Source organism: Hydrogenophaga pseudoflava NBRC 102511, assembly GCF_001592285.1.
Classification (GTDB): domain Bacteria; phylum Pseudomonadota; class Gammaproteobacteria; order Burkholderiales; family Burkholderiaceae_C; genus Hydrogenophaga; species Hydrogenophaga pseudoflava.
Window position 1 is genome coordinate 199,281 of record NZ_BCWQ01000008.1, and the last position, 13,434, is coordinate 212,714.

Genomic DNA, 13,434 nt, shown 5'->3' on the forward strand with positions numbered 1-13,434 from the left:
TGCTGACAATGAGCACGTTCCTCGCGCCTGCACACTGGCCCCGGCTGCGCACCCACGCGGCCGAGCTGGCCCCAGGCATCACCCTCAGCGCCGTGGTGGCGGTGGCCGCCATGGCGCTGGGCGCCCACTACGGCGCGCCGGTGATGCTGTTCGCGCTGCTGCTGGGCATGGCGCTGAACTTCCTCTCCACCGAAGGCAAGGCCGGCCCTGGCATCCAGTTCACCGCGCGCACCCTGCTGCGCCTGGGCGTGGCCCTGCTGGGGCTGCGCATCACGGTGGCGCAGGTGGCGGCGTTGGGCTGGTCGCCGGTGCTGATGGTGCTGGTCTCGGTGGCCGCGACGATTGCGGTGGGCATGGTGCTGGCGCGGCTGATGGGGTTCCGCCTGTTCTTCGGCCTGCTCACTGGTGGTGCGGTGGCGATCTGCGGCGCGTCGGCGGCGCTGGCGCTGTCCGCCGCGATGCCCGCGCACCCGCTCAAGGAGCGCGCCACGCTGTTCACCGTGATCGGCGTGAGCACGCTCTCGACCCTGGCCATGGTGCTCTACCCGATGCTCACCCACGCGCTGGACATGCCACCGGTGATGGCGGGCTTCTTCATCGGCGGCACCATCCACGACGTGGCCCAGGTGGTCGGCGCGGGCTACAGTCTCTCGCACGAGGCGGGCGACGCCGCCACCCTGGTCAAGCTGATGCGGGTGGCCATGCTGCTGCCGGTGATCGCGCTGGCCGCGGTGCTGGCGCGGCGCTACGAGCGCGAGCAGGGCGGCGATGCGCCGGCCGGTCCACGCCCACCGCTGCTGCCCTGGTTCGCGGTGGCCTTCGCGGTGCTGGTGCTGGTCAACAGCAGCGGCTGGCTGCCGGCGGCGCTGGTGCAGGCGGGGCAGGGCACGTCGCAGTTCCTGCTGGTGGCCTCGATGGCCGCCATCGGCATGAAGACCCAGCTGCGCGAGATCGTCACCGTGGGCTGGAAGCCGGTGGCGCTGATGGTGCTGGAGACCGCCTTTCTGGCAGCGCTGTTCTGGGGACTGCTGCAGCTGTCGTAGCCCGGTGCCGCGTACCCGGCCCACTACACTTCCGGGTTCACACGGAAGGGAACCCCATGGGCGCGCAATGGAAAGCCAAACACAAGGACATCGCGGCGAACGCGAAAGGCAAGCTGTTCGGCAAGCTGGTCAAGGACATCATCATTGCGGCCCGCAACGGCGCCGACCCCGCGGCCAACGCCCGCCTTCGCCTGGTGGTCGAACAGGCGCGCAAGGTGTCCATGCCCAAGGACACGCTGGAGCGCGCCATCAAGAAGGGGGCCGGCCTCACGGGTGAGGCGGTGCACTACGAACACGTGATCTACGAAGGCTTTGCGCCGCACCGCGTGCCGGTGATGGTGGAGTGCCTGACCGACAACGTGAACCGCACCGCGCCCGAGATGCGCGTGCTGTTCCGCAAGGGCCAGCTGGGCACCAGCGGCTCGGTGTCGTGGGACTTCGACCACGTGGGCATCATCGAAGCCGAAGCCACGAACAAGGACGCCGACGCCGAAGTGGCTGCCATCGAGGCCGGCGCGCAGGACTTCGAGCCCGCGGACGACGAGGGCGTGTGCGTGTTCCTCACCGACCCGACCGACCTCGACCTCGTGAGCCGTGCGCTGCCCGCCCAGGGCTTCACCGTGCTGTCGGCCAAGCTGGGCTACAAGCCCAAGAACCCGGTGGACCCGGCCAGCCTGAGCGCCGAGGCGCTGGAGGAGGTGGAGGCCTTTCTGGCGGCGCTGGACGAACACGACGACGTGCAGAACATCTTCGCCGGGCTGGACGGCTGATGATCTGGCGGCTCGTCCGGTGGACCGGCATCGCGCTGCTGGTGCTGCTGGTCGGTGTGCCGGTGGTGTTCGCCATCGCCTTCCTGGGCATCCAGGAGGCGAGCGAGCGCCAGTGGCTGGGCCAGGCGCCGCAGCACGCCGCCATCGACGTGCGCTCGCGCGAGCCGCACGCGGTGGCCCTGCTGGACGTGGGTTTCGACTCGCTGGCCGCGCGCCTGAAGCTGATTGAGGAAGCGAAGCAGTCCATCGAGCTGGAGTTCTTCATCTACGAACTCGACGAGTCCAGCCGCCTGATCAGCCAGGCGCTGGCGCGCAAGGCGGCGCAGGGTGTGAAAGTGCGCATCCTGGTGGATTTCGCGATGCCGGTGTTCAAGCTGGCGCCGCAGGTGGCGCGCACGCTGGAGCAGGCGGGCGTGCAGGTGCGCTACTACAACACCTCGGGCATCGCGCGCTTCTTCGCCATGCAGCACCGCACCCACCGCAAGCTGCTGGTGGTGGACCGGCAGAAGGCCATCATCGGCGGCCGCAACATCGGCAACGACTACTTCGACCTGTCCACCCACTACAACTTCCTCGACAGCGACCTGCTGATCCAGGGGCCGATCGCGGGCGCCATCGTCGACAGCTTCGAGCTGTACTGGGCGTCGGACTGGGTGACCGAGCCCAAGGACATCGCGGTGGACGAGACCGATGCGCCCCGCATCAACCTGCTGGGCAACCGCACGGTGGCCGAAGAGCGCATCAGCGCCGAGCTGCGCCAGCACACCGCGGCGCCGCGGTTCAGCACCTGCCGCGACACGCACTTCGTCACCGACTACCCCGGCTCGGGCGTGGAGCGGCGCAAGGTCTACACGGCGATTGCCTCGCTGGTGCAGGAGGCGAAGCAGCACATCGTGGTCGAGAGCCCGTATCTGGTGCTGCGCGGCGATGGCGTCGCGCTGATGCAGGGGGTGCTTCAGCGCGGCGTGAAGCTGCAGTTCCTCACCAACACCCTGCGTTCCACCGACGCGTTTTACGCCGTGGCCAGCCTGGCCGATTCGCTGGACCGCTTCGCGCTGGTGAACCTCGAAGTCTGGGGCTACGACGGCCGGCCGCTGAAGCAGAACGCCCGCCCGCCCGCGTCCCAGCGCTGGGGCGTGCACGGCAAGCGCGCGGTGTTCGATGACCGCACCGTGGTGGTGGGCACCTACAACATGGACCCGCGCTCGGCCAACCTCAACTCGGAACTGATCGTGATCTGCCGCAACAACCCCGAACTGGCCGCGGCCATGACGACCAGCCTGAAGGCGCGGCTGTCGCAGTCGCGCGCCATCACCGGCGCGCCGGGCGCGCGCGGTTACGACGCGCTGATCGAGGGCGCGGACCCGGAAACCATCTTCCAGATGCGCATGGTCCGGCCCTTCGCCAGCTTCCTGGGCTTCCTGCTCTAGGCGTCGCTCAGGCCGTGGCGCGCTGCTCGCCCAGGCGGCCGTCGCGGAAATCGGCCAGCGCCTGGTAGATCTCGTCGGTGGTGTTCATCACGAACGGGCCGTACTGGGCGATGGGTTCGTTCAGCGGCCGGCCGGCGATCAGCAGCACCCTGGCGTCGGCCGAGGCCTCGATGCGCACACCGTCGCTGGCCGGGTCGTTGGCCAGCAGCGCCATGCGCTGCACCGGCACCGCCGTGCCGTTCACGCTCACCTCGCCGCGGTAGACGTAGACGAAGGCGTTGTGCGTGCCCGGCAGCGCCTGCTCGAAGTGCGAGCCGGCGGCCAGGTGCAGGTCCAGGTACAGCGGCTGCGTGCCCTCGCGCGTCACCGCGCCGGTCACGCCGTGGCTTTCACCGGCGATCACCGTCACCGCCACGCCTTCGGGCGTAGTGAACTGCGGCAGCTCGGCGTTCGAAAAGTCGCGGTACCAGGGCTGGCACAGCTTGTCGCGCGCGGGCAGGTTCAGCCAGAGCTGGAAGCCTTCCATCAGGCCTTCTTCCTGCTGCGGAATCTCGGAGTGGATCACGCCGTGGCCGGCGGTCATCCACTGCACGCCGCCGTTTTCCAGCAGGCCTTCGTGGCCGGCGCTGTCGCGGTGCAGCATGCGGCCCGCGATCATGTAGGTCACGGTCTCGAAGCCGCGGTGCGGGTGGTCGGGGAAGCCGGCGATGTAGTCGTCGGCCTGGTCGCTGCCGAAGGCGTCGAGCATCAGGAACGGGTCCAGCCGGCGCTGCAGGTTTTGCGTCAGCACGCGGGTGAGCTTGACGCCCGCACCGTCGGAGGTGGGTATGCCGGCCACCAGCCGCTCGACGCGGCGGGGCTGCTGCAGGCGGGGGGTGAGGGTGGCGGTCATGGTGGTCTCCGTTGGGTTGAAGATTTAGCCGATGGCGGCGGCCAGGTCGGCCTCGGCCTGGGCAAAGCCCTTGGCCACGGCCTCGGGGCCCATGTTCAGGCCCTCGGCGTAGATCAGGCGCACGTCGGTCAGGCCCAGGAAGCCCAGCACGGTCTTCAGGTAGGGCGTCTGGCTGTCGTGCGGCTGGTCGCGGTAGAGGCCGCCACGGGCCAGCGCCAGGTAGACGGTCTTGCCCTTGACCAGGCCTTCGGGGCCCTTCTCGGTGTAGCGGAAGGTCACGCCGGCGCGGGCCACGGCGTCGATCCAGGCCTTGAGCTGCACCGGCACGCCGAAGTTGTACATCGGCACGCCCAGCACGATGGCGTCGTGCGCCTGCAGCTCGGCGATCAGCGCGTCGTACTCGGCCACCACGGCGGCCTGCCCGGCGCTGCGCTGCTCGGCGGGGGTGAACAGGGCGCCCAGCGCCACCTCGTCGAGCACGGTCACGGGCGTGGTGCCCAGGTCGCGCAGGGTGACGGTGCTGCCCGGGTGGGCGGCCACCAGGCGCTCGCTCACGCTGTTGGCGAGCTTGGTGGAATTGCCGGCTTCGCGACGGGGGCTGGCGTTGATCTGCAGAATCTTCATGGCGGGCTCCTGGGTATTGGGTGATTCGGAAACGGTCAGTAGTTGACCGATGGACTCAACTTTATGGGTTGCGAATCCTCTTGAAAAGCCGTCGAAATGGATAAGATTGTTTCCATGGTGGAACAATCACACCGCGAATGTGGCCCCGACGCCATCGAACCGACCGACCTGCTCATCTTTGCCCGGGTGGCCGAGCTGGGCAGCTTCAGCCAGGCCGCGGTGCGCCTGGGCCTGCCCAAATCCACGGTCTCGCGCCGCGTGGCGACGCTGGAACGGCTGATGGGTGAGCGCCTGCTGCTGCGCACCACGCGGCGCCAGTCGCTCACCGAGTTCGGCCTGCAGCTGCTGGAACACGCGCGGCAGGTGGTGGCCGAACTGGAGGCGGTGCACAGCCTGCGCGAGCAGCGACGCGCCGCGCCCAGCGGCCGTCTGCGCGTGTCCATGCCCAGCGACTTCGCCAACCTGATGCTGGCCGACAGCCTGGCCGCCTTCACCGCGCTGCACCCGGCGATCACGCTCGACCTGGACCTCTCGCCGCGCCGGGTCGACCTGCTCGGCGAAGGCTTCGACGTGGTGGTGCGCATGGGCGAACTGCCCGACGACAACCTGCTGGTGGCCACGCGGCTGGCGGTGTTTGCCAACGGGCTGTATGCCGCGCCGGGCTACCTGCAAGCGCGCGGCGATCCGCAACACCCCGACGACCTGGCCGGCCACACCGCGCTGCGCCTGCTGCGCGGCAACGGCGAGCCGGCGGTCTGGCCACTGAGCCGCGGCAGCGAGCGCTGGTCGGCGGTGCCGCGCGGGCAGGTCAGCGCCAACTCGCCAGAGTTGCTGATGCGCATGGCGCGCGCCGGCGCCGGCATCGCCGCGCTGCCCAACCATTTCGCCGAAGAAGCGGTGAACGCCGGCCAGCTGCGCCGCGTGCTGCCCGACTGGTGCCTGCCCGAAGCGCCGGCCTGGGCGGTCTACCCGGGGCGCAAGCTGGTGCCGCCCAAGACCCGCGCGTTCGTGGACATGCTCAAGGCCGCGCTGGCGCGCTGCGACATGGCGCGCATTCCCCCTTCCAACCTCACCCAGGAGACACCATGACCCACCGCGGACAAGCCCAGCTCGCCATCTGGAGCGACATCGAACCCGGCCAGGAAACCGACTACCTGCACTGGCTCACGCGCGAGCACGTGCTGGAGCGCGTCGGCGTCGACGGCTTTCTCTCGGGTCGCGTGTTCCGCGCCGAGGCCGGTGGCAAGCGCCGCTTCTTCATTACCTACGAGCTGCAGGACGCTGGCGTGCTGGCCGGCCCCTCGTACCTCGCCCGGCTGAACGCGCCCACGCCCTGGTCGCAGCGCACCATGCCCATCCTGCAGAACTTTGCGCGCGGCGGCGGGCCGGTGGTGGCAAGGGCGGGGTTGGGCAATGGATCGGTGGTGGCGCCGCTGCGGTTGGACCTTGCCGCGGCGGGCCTGCAAGACGCTGGCGCGCAGCAAGCGCTGGTGCAGAAAGTCGCGGGGCTGGACGCTGTGGCCCAGGTCTGGCTGATGCAGGTGGACGCGGCCGGCACTGGCGTGCAGACCAAGGAGAAGTCCATGCGCCGCAGCGTGGAGGGTGTGTTCGACGGCGTGCTGGTGGTCGAGGCGCTGCACGCGGCAGGCGCGCAGGCGGCGCTGGACGGGCTGCTGGGTCGTGAACTGGCGGGCGCCGGGGTGAGCGACCCGCAGCTGTTCAGCGCCAGCTTCCAGCTTGACCGGCGGCTGGCCGGGCTGGATGGCGCCAACTGAGCAGGCTCAGTTCGCCGGCGCCGACATCGTCAGCTGCAGCGGTCCGTACCAGGCCGTGACCGCAGCGCCCGAGTTGTTCGAATCGGTCATCAGGCCCAGGCCGATCATCGGCCCCGGCGCCTCGCCGAAGGCCAGCCGGAAGTCGGCCTCCACGTCGCGGTCGAAGTCCACCCACTGGTTCAGCCGCGCCGTGCCCGACTCCACCACGATCTGGCGGATGCGCCCGGTGTAGGGGTTGGGAATCACCGTGCCGGCCGGGTAGCGGTTGTCCCACACATACATGATCGACGCGTAGGGCAGGGGCTTGCCGGCGATCAGGCCCGACAGCTCCGAGACGATGTGGTCGCGCGCCTTCCAGGTGCCGTTGTGGCGGTCGCCATCGAAGCTCAGGATCAGCCGCGCCACCGAATCGTCCTCGCCCTTTTCACCCAGATTGAACGCCGGGTTCAGCGCCGGCACGAACAGCGAGAAGTGCAGGCGTTTGGCCTGCGCGCCGGGGGCGGGCTTGAGCAGCAGGTTCAGCGTGCTGTTGGAGCCCATGGCCTCGGCCCGCACGGCCGGCCGGCCGGCGTGTTCGGTGGCCTGGTAGCGCGTGGGGCGGCGGCTCATGAAGACCTGGTGTTCCCAGGGCGTGGCCGGCGCGGCGCCGTCGATGTGGTTGCTGGCCTGCCAGGCTGTGCCGTCGAGGATCACCGGGCGCTGCTTGGGGCTGGCCTCGTCGGCCTCCGCGGTGGTGTCGTCGGTTCCGTCGGCAGAGGGCGTGGGGGCGGTGGCGCAGGCGCTCAGAAAAAGGGCCAGCAGGGAGGCCCAGAGGCGGGGCGAGCGCGGGGAGAGAGCAGAAGACATGAAAGACGCGTGAGGCAGCGGCGAAAAAGCCGGGCCATATTGTGACGCCGCGGTGCGGGTGGGATGGGTTACGAGTTGTGCCGCCCGGTGGCCGCCCACCCTACAGGCGCTCCAGCCCCACCAGCGCCGCGTGCTGCAGCAGCATGATGGTCTTGCCGTCCTGGATCTCGCCGGTGCCGATCATGGCCAGCGCCCGCTCCAGCGGCAATTCCAGCACCTCGATGTCCTCGCCCTCGCTGGCGTCGCCGCCGCCTTGGCTCACGCGGTCACCGGGCTCGTATTCCGCCACGAAGAAGTGCAGCCGCTCGGTGACGGAGCCCGGGCTCATGAAGGCTTCGAACACCTTGCGCGGCATGCGCACCGCAAACCCAGTTTCTTCCTCCACCTCCCGCCGGATCGCCACTTCCGGTGCCTCGTTGTCCAGCAGGCCGGCGCAGGCTTCCACCAGCATGCCGTCGGCCAGGCCGTTGGCGTAGGCCGGAAAACGGAACTGGCGGGTGAGCACCACCGTGCCCCGCGCCCGGTTGAACAGCAGCAGGGCCGCGCCATCGCCGCGGTCGTAGGTTTCGCGCTGCAGCCGCTGCCAGCGCCCGCTGCTGTGGCGGTAGTCGAAGATGTTCTTCTTCAGCACGAACCAGTCGTCGGCCAGCACGCGCTGTTCGACGATGCGCACGCGTTCGTTCGCGGGCAGCGGGATCTCTCGGTGGTGGGGGTTGGTCATCGTATAAATTCGTGCAGTGTCGTGTAATATCGTGCAATCGTAGCGCGTCCGACGCCACCGCACAAGACATCGCAAAAGAGGCCCCCCATGCTCACCGCCCAGCGTAAACAGCTCATCCTCAGCCGCCTCGCCACGCACGGTCAGATCGTGGCCGGGGAACTGGCGCTGGAACTGGGCACCTCGGAAGACACCATCCGCCGCGACCTGCGCGAACTGGCGCAGCAGGGCAAGCTGCAGCGCGTGCACGGCGGGGCATTGCCCGCGTCCGCCGCCACGGGCGACCTGCGGGTGAGGCAACAGGTGTCGCCCGACGAAAAACAGGCGCTGGGGCGCTTCGGTGCGCAGCTCATCAAGCCCGGCCAGGTGGTCATGCTCGACGGCGGCACCACCGCCATCCAGGTCGCGCGCCAGCTGCCGGCCGACCTGCGCGCCACGGTGATCACCCACAGCCCCAACGTGGCGGTGGAACTGGCCGCGCACCGCCACGTGGACATCATCGTGCTCGGCGGGCGCCTGTTCCGCCATTCCATGGTGAACGTCGGCGCCTCGGTCATCGAAGCCGCGGCGCGCTTCCGGGCCGACCTGTTCTTCCTGGGCGTGACCGGCGTGCATCCCGAAGCGGGGCTGAGCACCGGCGACGCCGAAGAGGCCGACGTGAAGCGCGCGCTGCACGCCCGCGCGGCGGAAACGGTGGTGCTGGCGTCCAGCGAAAAGCTGCTCAGCGCATCGGCCTTCGTCATCGCGCCGATGAAGGGGCTGTCGCTGCTGGTGGTGCCCGACGGCACGCCAGCAAAAACCGTGAAGGCGCTGCGGGCGGGGGGCGTGGTGGTGCAGAAGGCTGATTGAAAAGGTGTTGATCGACAGCGAGCGTATGTCGATTCCAGCAGGTGTGGTTCGTCGTGTGGAGAGCCTGGCGCTCAACCCGCACACCACCAAGGAGAGAACCCCATGCCTAAGATGATCTTTGTCAGCCTGCCCGTGGCCAACCTCGAAACATCCGTGGCCTTCTACAAGGCCCTGGGCTTTGAGCGAAACCCGCAATTCAGCGACGACTCCGCGGCCTGCATGGTGTGGAGCGAGGCGATCTGCGTGATGCTCATCACGCACGCAAAGTGGCGCACGTTCACGCAGCGACCATTCCCTCCGGCCGGAACCGCCGGATTGATGCTGTCGCTGGTCCTGGACAGCCGTGACGCGGTGGACGCGATGAACCAGGCCGCCGCGGCGCATGGTGGGCAGGCCGACGTGAACCCGGCGGAAGACACAGGCTTCATGTACACGCGCGACCTGGCCGACCCCGACGGGCACATGTGGGCAGCGCTCTGGATGGACCCCGTCTCAATGCCGCACGCAGATCAGCGCTGACCCCCGGTGGTGCAGAAGGCTGATGCGTCTTTGGCCTGACCTTCCGCATCAAACGGGCACCTCCGTGCGGCCGGTCTACATGCGATAGCGGTTGACGTACTCCTGCGGTGTCAGGCCAGTCGCCGCCTTGAAGCTGCGCCGGAACCCCGACTCGTCCGCGAAGCCCAACGTGTGGCTCACCTGGGCCGCGCTGCACCCGCTGTGCAGCAGGTGTTCGCCCGCCTGGTGCAGCTTGACCAGCCGCACGAAGCGACCCACCGGCATGCCCGCGAGGTCGTTTACCTTGCGCGCGAGGGTTCGCGAAGAGCAGGCGAGCGATCGGGACAACACCTCCAGTGTGGTGTGGGTGGCAGGCAGGCGCTCGACCAGCTGGCGAAGGCGTGCCAGGAATGGATCGGTTCCGTGCAGGGTCAGCATGGCGTCGAAGACGCTCGCCGCGGGCTGCGGGCGTGGCAACACCATCAGGCGCTGAACGTCCCGCCAGGCCTCGGGGCTGATGCGCTGTTCCATCTGCTCGCTCAGGATGGACAGGTAGCCGTGCACGCCAGAGGCGGTGGCCAGGTTCGGGCCGCTGACCATCGGTTGCTGCCATTGCCAGTTCACCGACGGATGCCGTTGCGACAGCACTGGCGCCATCCACCAGGTGCCGGTGGCGGACTTCCCGTCGAGCCGGCCACTGGCGGCGGCAAGCGCCACGCCGGTGCACCAGGTCCACAGCGGTACCTTGCGACCCAACGCCCTGAGCGACTGCTGCAGCGGCCGCAGTGTCGTCAGCCCCTGATCCAGTTGCGCCGGCGAACCTGCCCAGAAACCGGGCATCAGCAGGGCATCCCAGCGTTGCGCGTCCAGTGCCGCTTCCGCGCTCAACGACATACCGTGCGCACAGGCCACCGGCCCGCGCTTCAAACCCACCCAGTGCACCTTCCAGTGCCGGGCCCCTGAGCGCAGCGCCGCGGCGGACAAAAGATCCGCCGCCGCAAACAGCCCGGCCGGCATGCAGCCGGGGTAGATCAGCAGCCCCACATCGAATCGCGAAGGCGTTGGCATGAAATGACTCCATTGTGTCGTTTTGAGCCATGGTACGCCTAAGCCTGACTGCACAGAATGCAGGCCACTGAATGACCCGGAGAGAACCCTTGAAGATCACGCAGATACGCAACGCCACCCTGTTGGTTGAAATCGCCAACCACCGGGTGCTGGTTGATCCGATGCTGGCGCCGCAGGGCGCCCTGCCGTCACTGAAGTACCTCGTCGGACAGCGGCGCCGCAATCCCGTCGTGGCGCTGCCCGAGGGGGTCGACGCGCTGCTGGACAGCGCCACACACGCCCTGATCACCCATTGCCAGAAAGGACACTTCGACCACCTCGACCGGGCAGGCAAGCGCTGGCTGCGCGAACGCCAGCTGCCGGTGTTGTGCATGCCGGAAGACGAGGACTACCTGCGCACCCGGGGCTTGGCCGTGCAGGTGCTGAATGCCCACGAGTCGACCGAGGTGGCGGGCGGGCGCATCACGCCAGTGCCCTGCCTGCACGGTCGCGGGTGGGTCGGCAAGCTGATGGCGCACGGACACGGCTACATCCTGGAATGGCCCGGAGAACCCACCCTCTATTTGGCCGGAGATACGGTGCTGACCGACGAGGTCTGCCGTGTCATGGCCGCCCTGCCTGTCGACTCGGTCAGCGTATTGCCCGCCGGCGGCGCGGCCATGGACTTCGGCAGCGAACTGATCATGGACGCCGACCAGGCGTTGCGCGCCGCGACGGGCGGGTGCGGGCATGTCGTGCTGAATCACCTGGAGGCACTGGACCACTGTCCCACCCGGCGCAGCGATCTGCGCCTGGAAGCGCGCCGGCGCGGGTTGCAGGACCGTGTGCAGGTTCCTGAAGATGGCGCTTGCCTCCGGTTCGATCTGCAGGGCCACGGACGGTGATGCCGGGCCGGGTGCTCGACGCGGTCAGCGTCCGCGCCGGTAGTGCAGGGCGACCGCGCCGCAGCGCAGCGGCTGTGCAGACACCAGCTCCAGCCGGCGCGTGCCGGGCAGGCCGCCCGCGTACAGCGCCGGGCCGTGACCGGCGATCCGGGGGTGAAGGAGAAAACGGTACTCGTCGATCAGGTCCAGCCGGTCGAGCGCGGTGGCGAGCAGGCCGCTGCCTAGCAGCACACCCGCGGGCGTGGCGTCCTTGAGCGCCTGCACACCAGTGCGCAGGTCATCGGCAGCGATGTGGTGGCTGTGGGTCCAGGGGAAGTCCTTGCGCGTGGACGACACCACGTACTTCGGCTTGGCCTCCAGCTTCACCGCCCATTCGCGCAGCGCCGGTGGCGCCTCGACTTCGCCACGGGCCACCGCCGGCCAGTAACTTTCCATCATCTCGTAGGTGGTGCGCCCCCACAGCATCGCGCCGCACCCGTCCATGAGGCGCGTGAAGAAGGCATGCGTCTCCTCGTCGGCAATGCCTTCCCGATGGTCGACGCAGCCGTCCAGGGTGAGGTTGAGGCTGAAGGTCAGGAGGCCCATGGTGGGCATCACGCCTTGGGCTGCGGCGCCACCACGGGAGGGCCCTCGAATTGCTCCAGCGATGGATCAACGCAAGCCCAGCGTGGCGCACTGGCCACCCAGATGTTGGTGGTGGGCCTGACGGCCGATTGCTCGTCCAGCGTGCCCACCCGAACCACCGTCAGGCCCGGGCGACCACTGGAGTCGGAGAACAACTGGGTGCCGCAGCTTGCGCAGAACCGGCGGGTCACCGTGTTGCCGCTGTCGGCCGTCTTCTTGTGCTGGCCCGGCGCTCCCGAGATCTGGATGGCCTCGCTGGGGAATAGGACGTTGACCGTTCCGTTGGACGAGATCTTCTGGCAGTCCCTGCACCAGCAGATCCTGGATGGACCGGCCTCTGCGTTGATCTCGTATCGGATTTCGCCGCAGAGGCAACCACCGGTGAATGACTTCATGTGAGCTCCTTGTCAGTCTCGATTTCTGCACCAGCGGGAGAGCCTACAGACCGGAGGGACAGGCGTCTACCCGGCCAGGGCCTTGCAGAGCACACGGTTCTCATGGCCCACGCCGTCGATGACGTACTCCTTGGTCCCGATGTCCCGGAAGCCGAGCGACTGGTAGAACGCCAGCGCCCCGTGGTTGCCGGCCCAGGCGGTGAGCCAGAGGGCCTCCAGACCCCGGGCGCGGGCGGACGCCTCGGCCTTGGCCAACAGGCTGCGCCCCAGACCACGGCGCAGGAACGGGCGCTGCACGTACAGCCGGAACACCTCGGCGCCGCGCACGTCTGGAACGGGACAGCTTGTGGCAAAGGAAATATCCACGAAACCCACCGTGTACCCGCCCGATGTGACGAGCAGCAACTCGACATCCGCGTCCCGCAGCCGCCGATCAAACACCTCGGCGGAGTAGACCGTGGCCACTTCCCGTGCGAGGGCGTCGTTGATCCCGTGGGTGGCGTAGGTGTCGAGGAAGACCTGGGTGGCGAGCGTGCTGAGGGTTTGGGCGTCGGTAGTGGCTGCTCGGCGGTGCTCGAAGTCTTCGGGCATGGGGTTTGGAACCGGTATCGGCCAGGAGCGGACGCTCAACGTTGGAGGCCAGGCGCGGCCTTAGGCCGTCGCCTCTGGGCCGACATGTTAAGCCGAATGCTCACCGCGCCGAAGGATTGAAAGTGCCAGGTAGGGAGCATTTGCACTCTTCAGGTCCTCTGCCGTTCATGCCCGCTGTCATCGCTGCGGGATAGATAGGAACCATGCGCCCTTCCATTCCACTTACTTTGCACTGAGCGTTGCATTTTTCCGCAAACGAAGGCAGGAAACTTAAAAGGTACGCGACCCCAAAGCTAAGCCCAACAAAGCCGGCAAAGCACGCTGCAACCAACCAAGATCGTCTAGCGTCAAGTGAGAGTTTCATGCGGCTTAACGTTTGACATGAGGGGCGGCCGAGGGCGATAGCCCTTGGACGTCCCCCTCGATT

The 13,434-nt window shown here is 68.4% G+C and carries 16 protein-coding genes; 8 read left to right on the forward strand and 8 right to left on the reverse strand.

Annotated features, from left to right (window positions below):
* The first annotated feature begins 8 nt into the window (after positions 1–8).
* The 3 genes from HPS01S_RS11955 to HPS01S_RS11965 are packed head-to-tail and all read left to right on the forward strand — an operon-like array spanning position 9 to position 3,243.
* The gene (locus HPS01S_RS11955) at positions 9–1,043 is read left to right on the forward strand and encodes a YeiH family protein (RefSeq protein ID WP_066155985.1); all 1,035 of its coding nucleotides are present in this window, start codon (positions 9–11) and stop codon (positions 1,041–1,043) included.
* A gap of 56 nt (positions 1,044–1,099) precedes the next feature.
* A complete protein-coding gene (locus tag HPS01S_RS11960; protein WP_066155989.1) occupies positions 1,100–1,813 on the forward strand; it encodes a YebC/PmpR family DNA-binding transcriptional regulator in 714 nt (237 codons plus the stop codon).
* The gene (locus HPS01S_RS11965) at positions 1,813–3,243 is read left to right on the forward strand and encodes a phospholipase D-like domain-containing protein (RefSeq protein ID WP_066155992.1); all 1,431 of its coding nucleotides are present in this window, start codon (positions 1,813–1,815) and stop codon (positions 3,241–3,243) included. The genes HPS01S_RS11960 and HPS01S_RS11965 overlap by 1 nt, the downstream gene beginning before the upstream one ends.
* 7 nt (positions 3,244–3,250) lie before the next feature.
* Here HPS01S_RS11965 and HPS01S_RS11970 read toward each other — a convergent pair whose 3' ends face one another.
* Entirely contained in the window at positions 3,251–4,135 is an 885-nt protein-coding gene (locus tag HPS01S_RS11970; RefSeq protein WP_066155994.1) for a pirin family protein, read from the reverse strand.
* Between the two features lie 24 nt (positions 4,136–4,159).
* The gene (locus tag HPS01S_RS11975) at positions 4,160–4,759 is read right to left on the reverse strand and encodes an FMN-dependent NADH-azoreductase (RefSeq protein WP_066155997.1); all 600 of its coding nucleotides are present in this window, start codon (positions 4,757–4,759) and stop codon (positions 4,160–4,162) included.
* Positions 4,760–4,873: 114 nt separating this feature from the next.
* On the opposite strand from HPS01S_RS11975, the gene HPS01S_RS11980 reads away from it, so the two are divergent.
* Positions 4,874–5,848 carry a LysR family transcriptional regulator gene (locus tag HPS01S_RS11980; protein WP_066156001.1) on the forward strand — a complete coding sequence of 325 codons (975 nt, stop codon included), beginning with the start codon at positions 4,874–4,876 and terminating at the stop codon, positions 5,846–5,848.
* A complete protein-coding gene (locus HPS01S_RS11985) occupies positions 5,845–6,534 on the forward strand; it encodes a DUF4286 family protein (protein ID WP_066156004.1) in 690 nt (229 codons plus the stop codon). Before HPS01S_RS11980 ends, HPS01S_RS11985 begins: the two co-directional genes overlap by 4 nt.
* Before the next feature lie 6 nt (positions 6,535–6,540).
* Here the strand turns inward: HPS01S_RS11985 and HPS01S_RS11990 are convergent, their stop codons facing one another.
* Positions 6,541–7,380: a DUF3047 domain-containing protein gene (locus HPS01S_RS11990; RefSeq protein WP_066156008.1), complete on the reverse strand. Its 840-nt coding sequence runs from the start codon at positions 7,378–7,380 to the stop codon at positions 6,541–6,543.
* A 100-nt stretch (positions 7,381–7,480) separates the two neighbouring features.
* Positions 7,481–8,101 (reverse strand): NUDIX domain-containing protein, encoded by a 621-nt coding sequence (locus tag HPS01S_RS11995; RefSeq protein WP_066156011.1) that lies wholly within the window; start codon positions 8,099–8,101, stop codon positions 7,481–7,483.
* Positions 8,102–8,188: 87 nt separating this feature from the next.
* Here HPS01S_RS11995 and HPS01S_RS12000 point away from each other — a divergent pair, with 87 nt between their 5' ends.
* Entirely contained in the window at positions 8,189–8,947 is a 759-nt protein-coding gene (locus HPS01S_RS12000; protein ID WP_066156014.1) for a DeoR/GlpR family DNA-binding transcription regulator, read from the forward strand.
* Positions 8,948–9,049: 102 nt separating this feature from the next.
* Complete coding sequence (locus tag HPS01S_RS12005) at positions 9,050–9,466, forward strand: VOC family protein (protein ID WP_066156017.1); 417 nt, start codon at positions 9,050–9,052, stop codon at positions 9,464–9,466.
* Positions 9,467–9,541: 75 nt separating this feature from the next.
* Here the strand turns inward: HPS01S_RS12005 and HPS01S_RS12010 are convergent, their stop codons facing one another.
* Positions 9,542–10,513 carry a helix-turn-helix domain-containing protein gene (locus HPS01S_RS12010; RefSeq protein ID WP_084397330.1) on the reverse strand — a complete coding sequence of 324 codons (972 nt, stop codon included), beginning with the start codon at positions 10,511–10,513 and terminating at the stop codon, positions 9,542–9,544.
* 89 nt (positions 10,514–10,602) lie between these two features.
* Between HPS01S_RS12010 and HPS01S_RS12015 the strand changes: the two genes are divergently transcribed.
* The gene (locus HPS01S_RS12015) at positions 10,603–11,397 is read left to right on the forward strand and encodes an MBL fold metallo-hydrolase (RefSeq protein WP_066156020.1); all 795 of its coding nucleotides are present in this window, start codon (positions 10,603–10,605) and stop codon (positions 11,395–11,397) included.
* 24 nt (positions 11,398–11,421) lie between these two features.
* On the opposite strand, the gene HPS01S_RS12020 is transcribed toward HPS01S_RS12015, so the two are convergent.
* The 3 genes from HPS01S_RS12020 to HPS01S_RS12030 form a co-directional block, all read right to left on the reverse strand.
* On the reverse strand, positions 11,422–11,991 hold the full coding sequence (locus tag HPS01S_RS12020) for a dihydrofolate reductase family protein (RefSeq protein ID WP_255284206.1): 570 nt from the start codon (positions 11,989–11,991) through the stop codon (positions 11,422–11,424).
* Complete coding sequence (locus HPS01S_RS21590) at positions 11,991–12,416, reverse strand: GFA family protein (RefSeq protein ID WP_084397332.1); 426 nt, start codon at positions 12,414–12,416, stop codon at positions 11,991–11,993. Before HPS01S_RS21590 ends, HPS01S_RS12020 begins: the two co-directional genes overlap by 1 nt.
* Before the next feature lie 66 nt (positions 12,417–12,482).
* A complete protein-coding gene (locus HPS01S_RS12030) occupies positions 12,483–13,007 on the reverse strand; it encodes a GNAT family N-acetyltransferase (RefSeq protein ID WP_066156026.1) in 525 nt (174 codons plus the stop codon).
* Between the last annotated feature and the right edge of the window lie 427 nt (positions 13,008–13,434).

Coding starts and splice junctions, on each gene's coding strand:
- HPS01S_RS11965 (WP_066155992.1), top strand. CDS start 1,813: ATGATCTGGCGGCTCGTCCGGTGGACCGGCATCGCGCTGCTGGTGCTG.
- HPS01S_RS11985 (WP_066156004.1), top strand. CDS start 5,845: ATGACCCACCGCGGACAAGCCCAGCTCGCCATCTGGAGCGACATCGAA.
- HPS01S_RS11975 (WP_066155997.1), bottom strand. CDS start 4,759: ATGAAGATTCTGCAGATCAACGCCAGCCCCCGTCGCGAAGCCGGCAAT.
- HPS01S_RS11955 (WP_066155985.1), top strand. CDS start 9: ATGAGCACGTTCCTCGCGCCTGCACACTGGCCCCGGCTGCGCACCCAC.
- HPS01S_RS11960 (WP_066155989.1), top strand. CDS start 1,100: ATGGGCGCGCAATGGAAAGCCAAACACAAGGACATCGCGGCGAACGCG.
- HPS01S_RS12005 (WP_066156017.1), top strand. CDS start 9,050: ATGCCTAAGATGATCTTTGTCAGCCTGCCCGTGGCCAACCTCGAAACA.
- HPS01S_RS11980 (WP_066156001.1), top strand. CDS start 4,874: ATGGTGGAACAATCACACCGCGAATGTGGCCCCGACGCCATCGAACCG.
- HPS01S_RS12000 (WP_066156014.1), top strand. CDS start 8,189: ATGCTCACCGCCCAGCGTAAACAGCTCATCCTCAGCCGCCTCGCCACG.
- HPS01S_RS11970 (WP_066155994.1), bottom strand. CDS start 4,135: ATGACCGCCACCCTCACCCCCCGCCTGCAGCAGCCCCGCCGCGTCGAG.
- HPS01S_RS11990 (WP_066156008.1), bottom strand. CDS start 7,380: ATGTCTTCTGCTCTCTCCCCGCGCTCGCCCCGCCTCTGGGCCTCCCTG.
- HPS01S_RS11995 (WP_066156011.1), bottom strand. CDS start 8,101: ATGACCAACCCCCACCACCGAGAGATCCCGCTGCCCGCGAACGAACGC.
- HPS01S_RS21590 (WP_084397332.1), bottom strand. CDS start 12,416: ATGAAGTCATTCACCGGTGGTTGCCTCTGCGGCGAAATCCGATACGAG.
- HPS01S_RS12010 (WP_084397330.1), bottom strand. CDS start 10,513: ATGCCAACGCCTTCGCGATTCGATGTGGGGCTGCTGATCTACCCCGGC.
- HPS01S_RS12030 (WP_066156026.1), bottom strand. CDS start 13,007: ATGCCCGAAGACTTCGAGCACCGCCGAGCAGCCACTACCGACGCCCAA.
- HPS01S_RS12020 (WP_255284206.1), bottom strand. CDS start 11,991: ATGCCCACCATGGGCCTCCTGACCTTCAGCCTCAACCTCACCCTGGAC.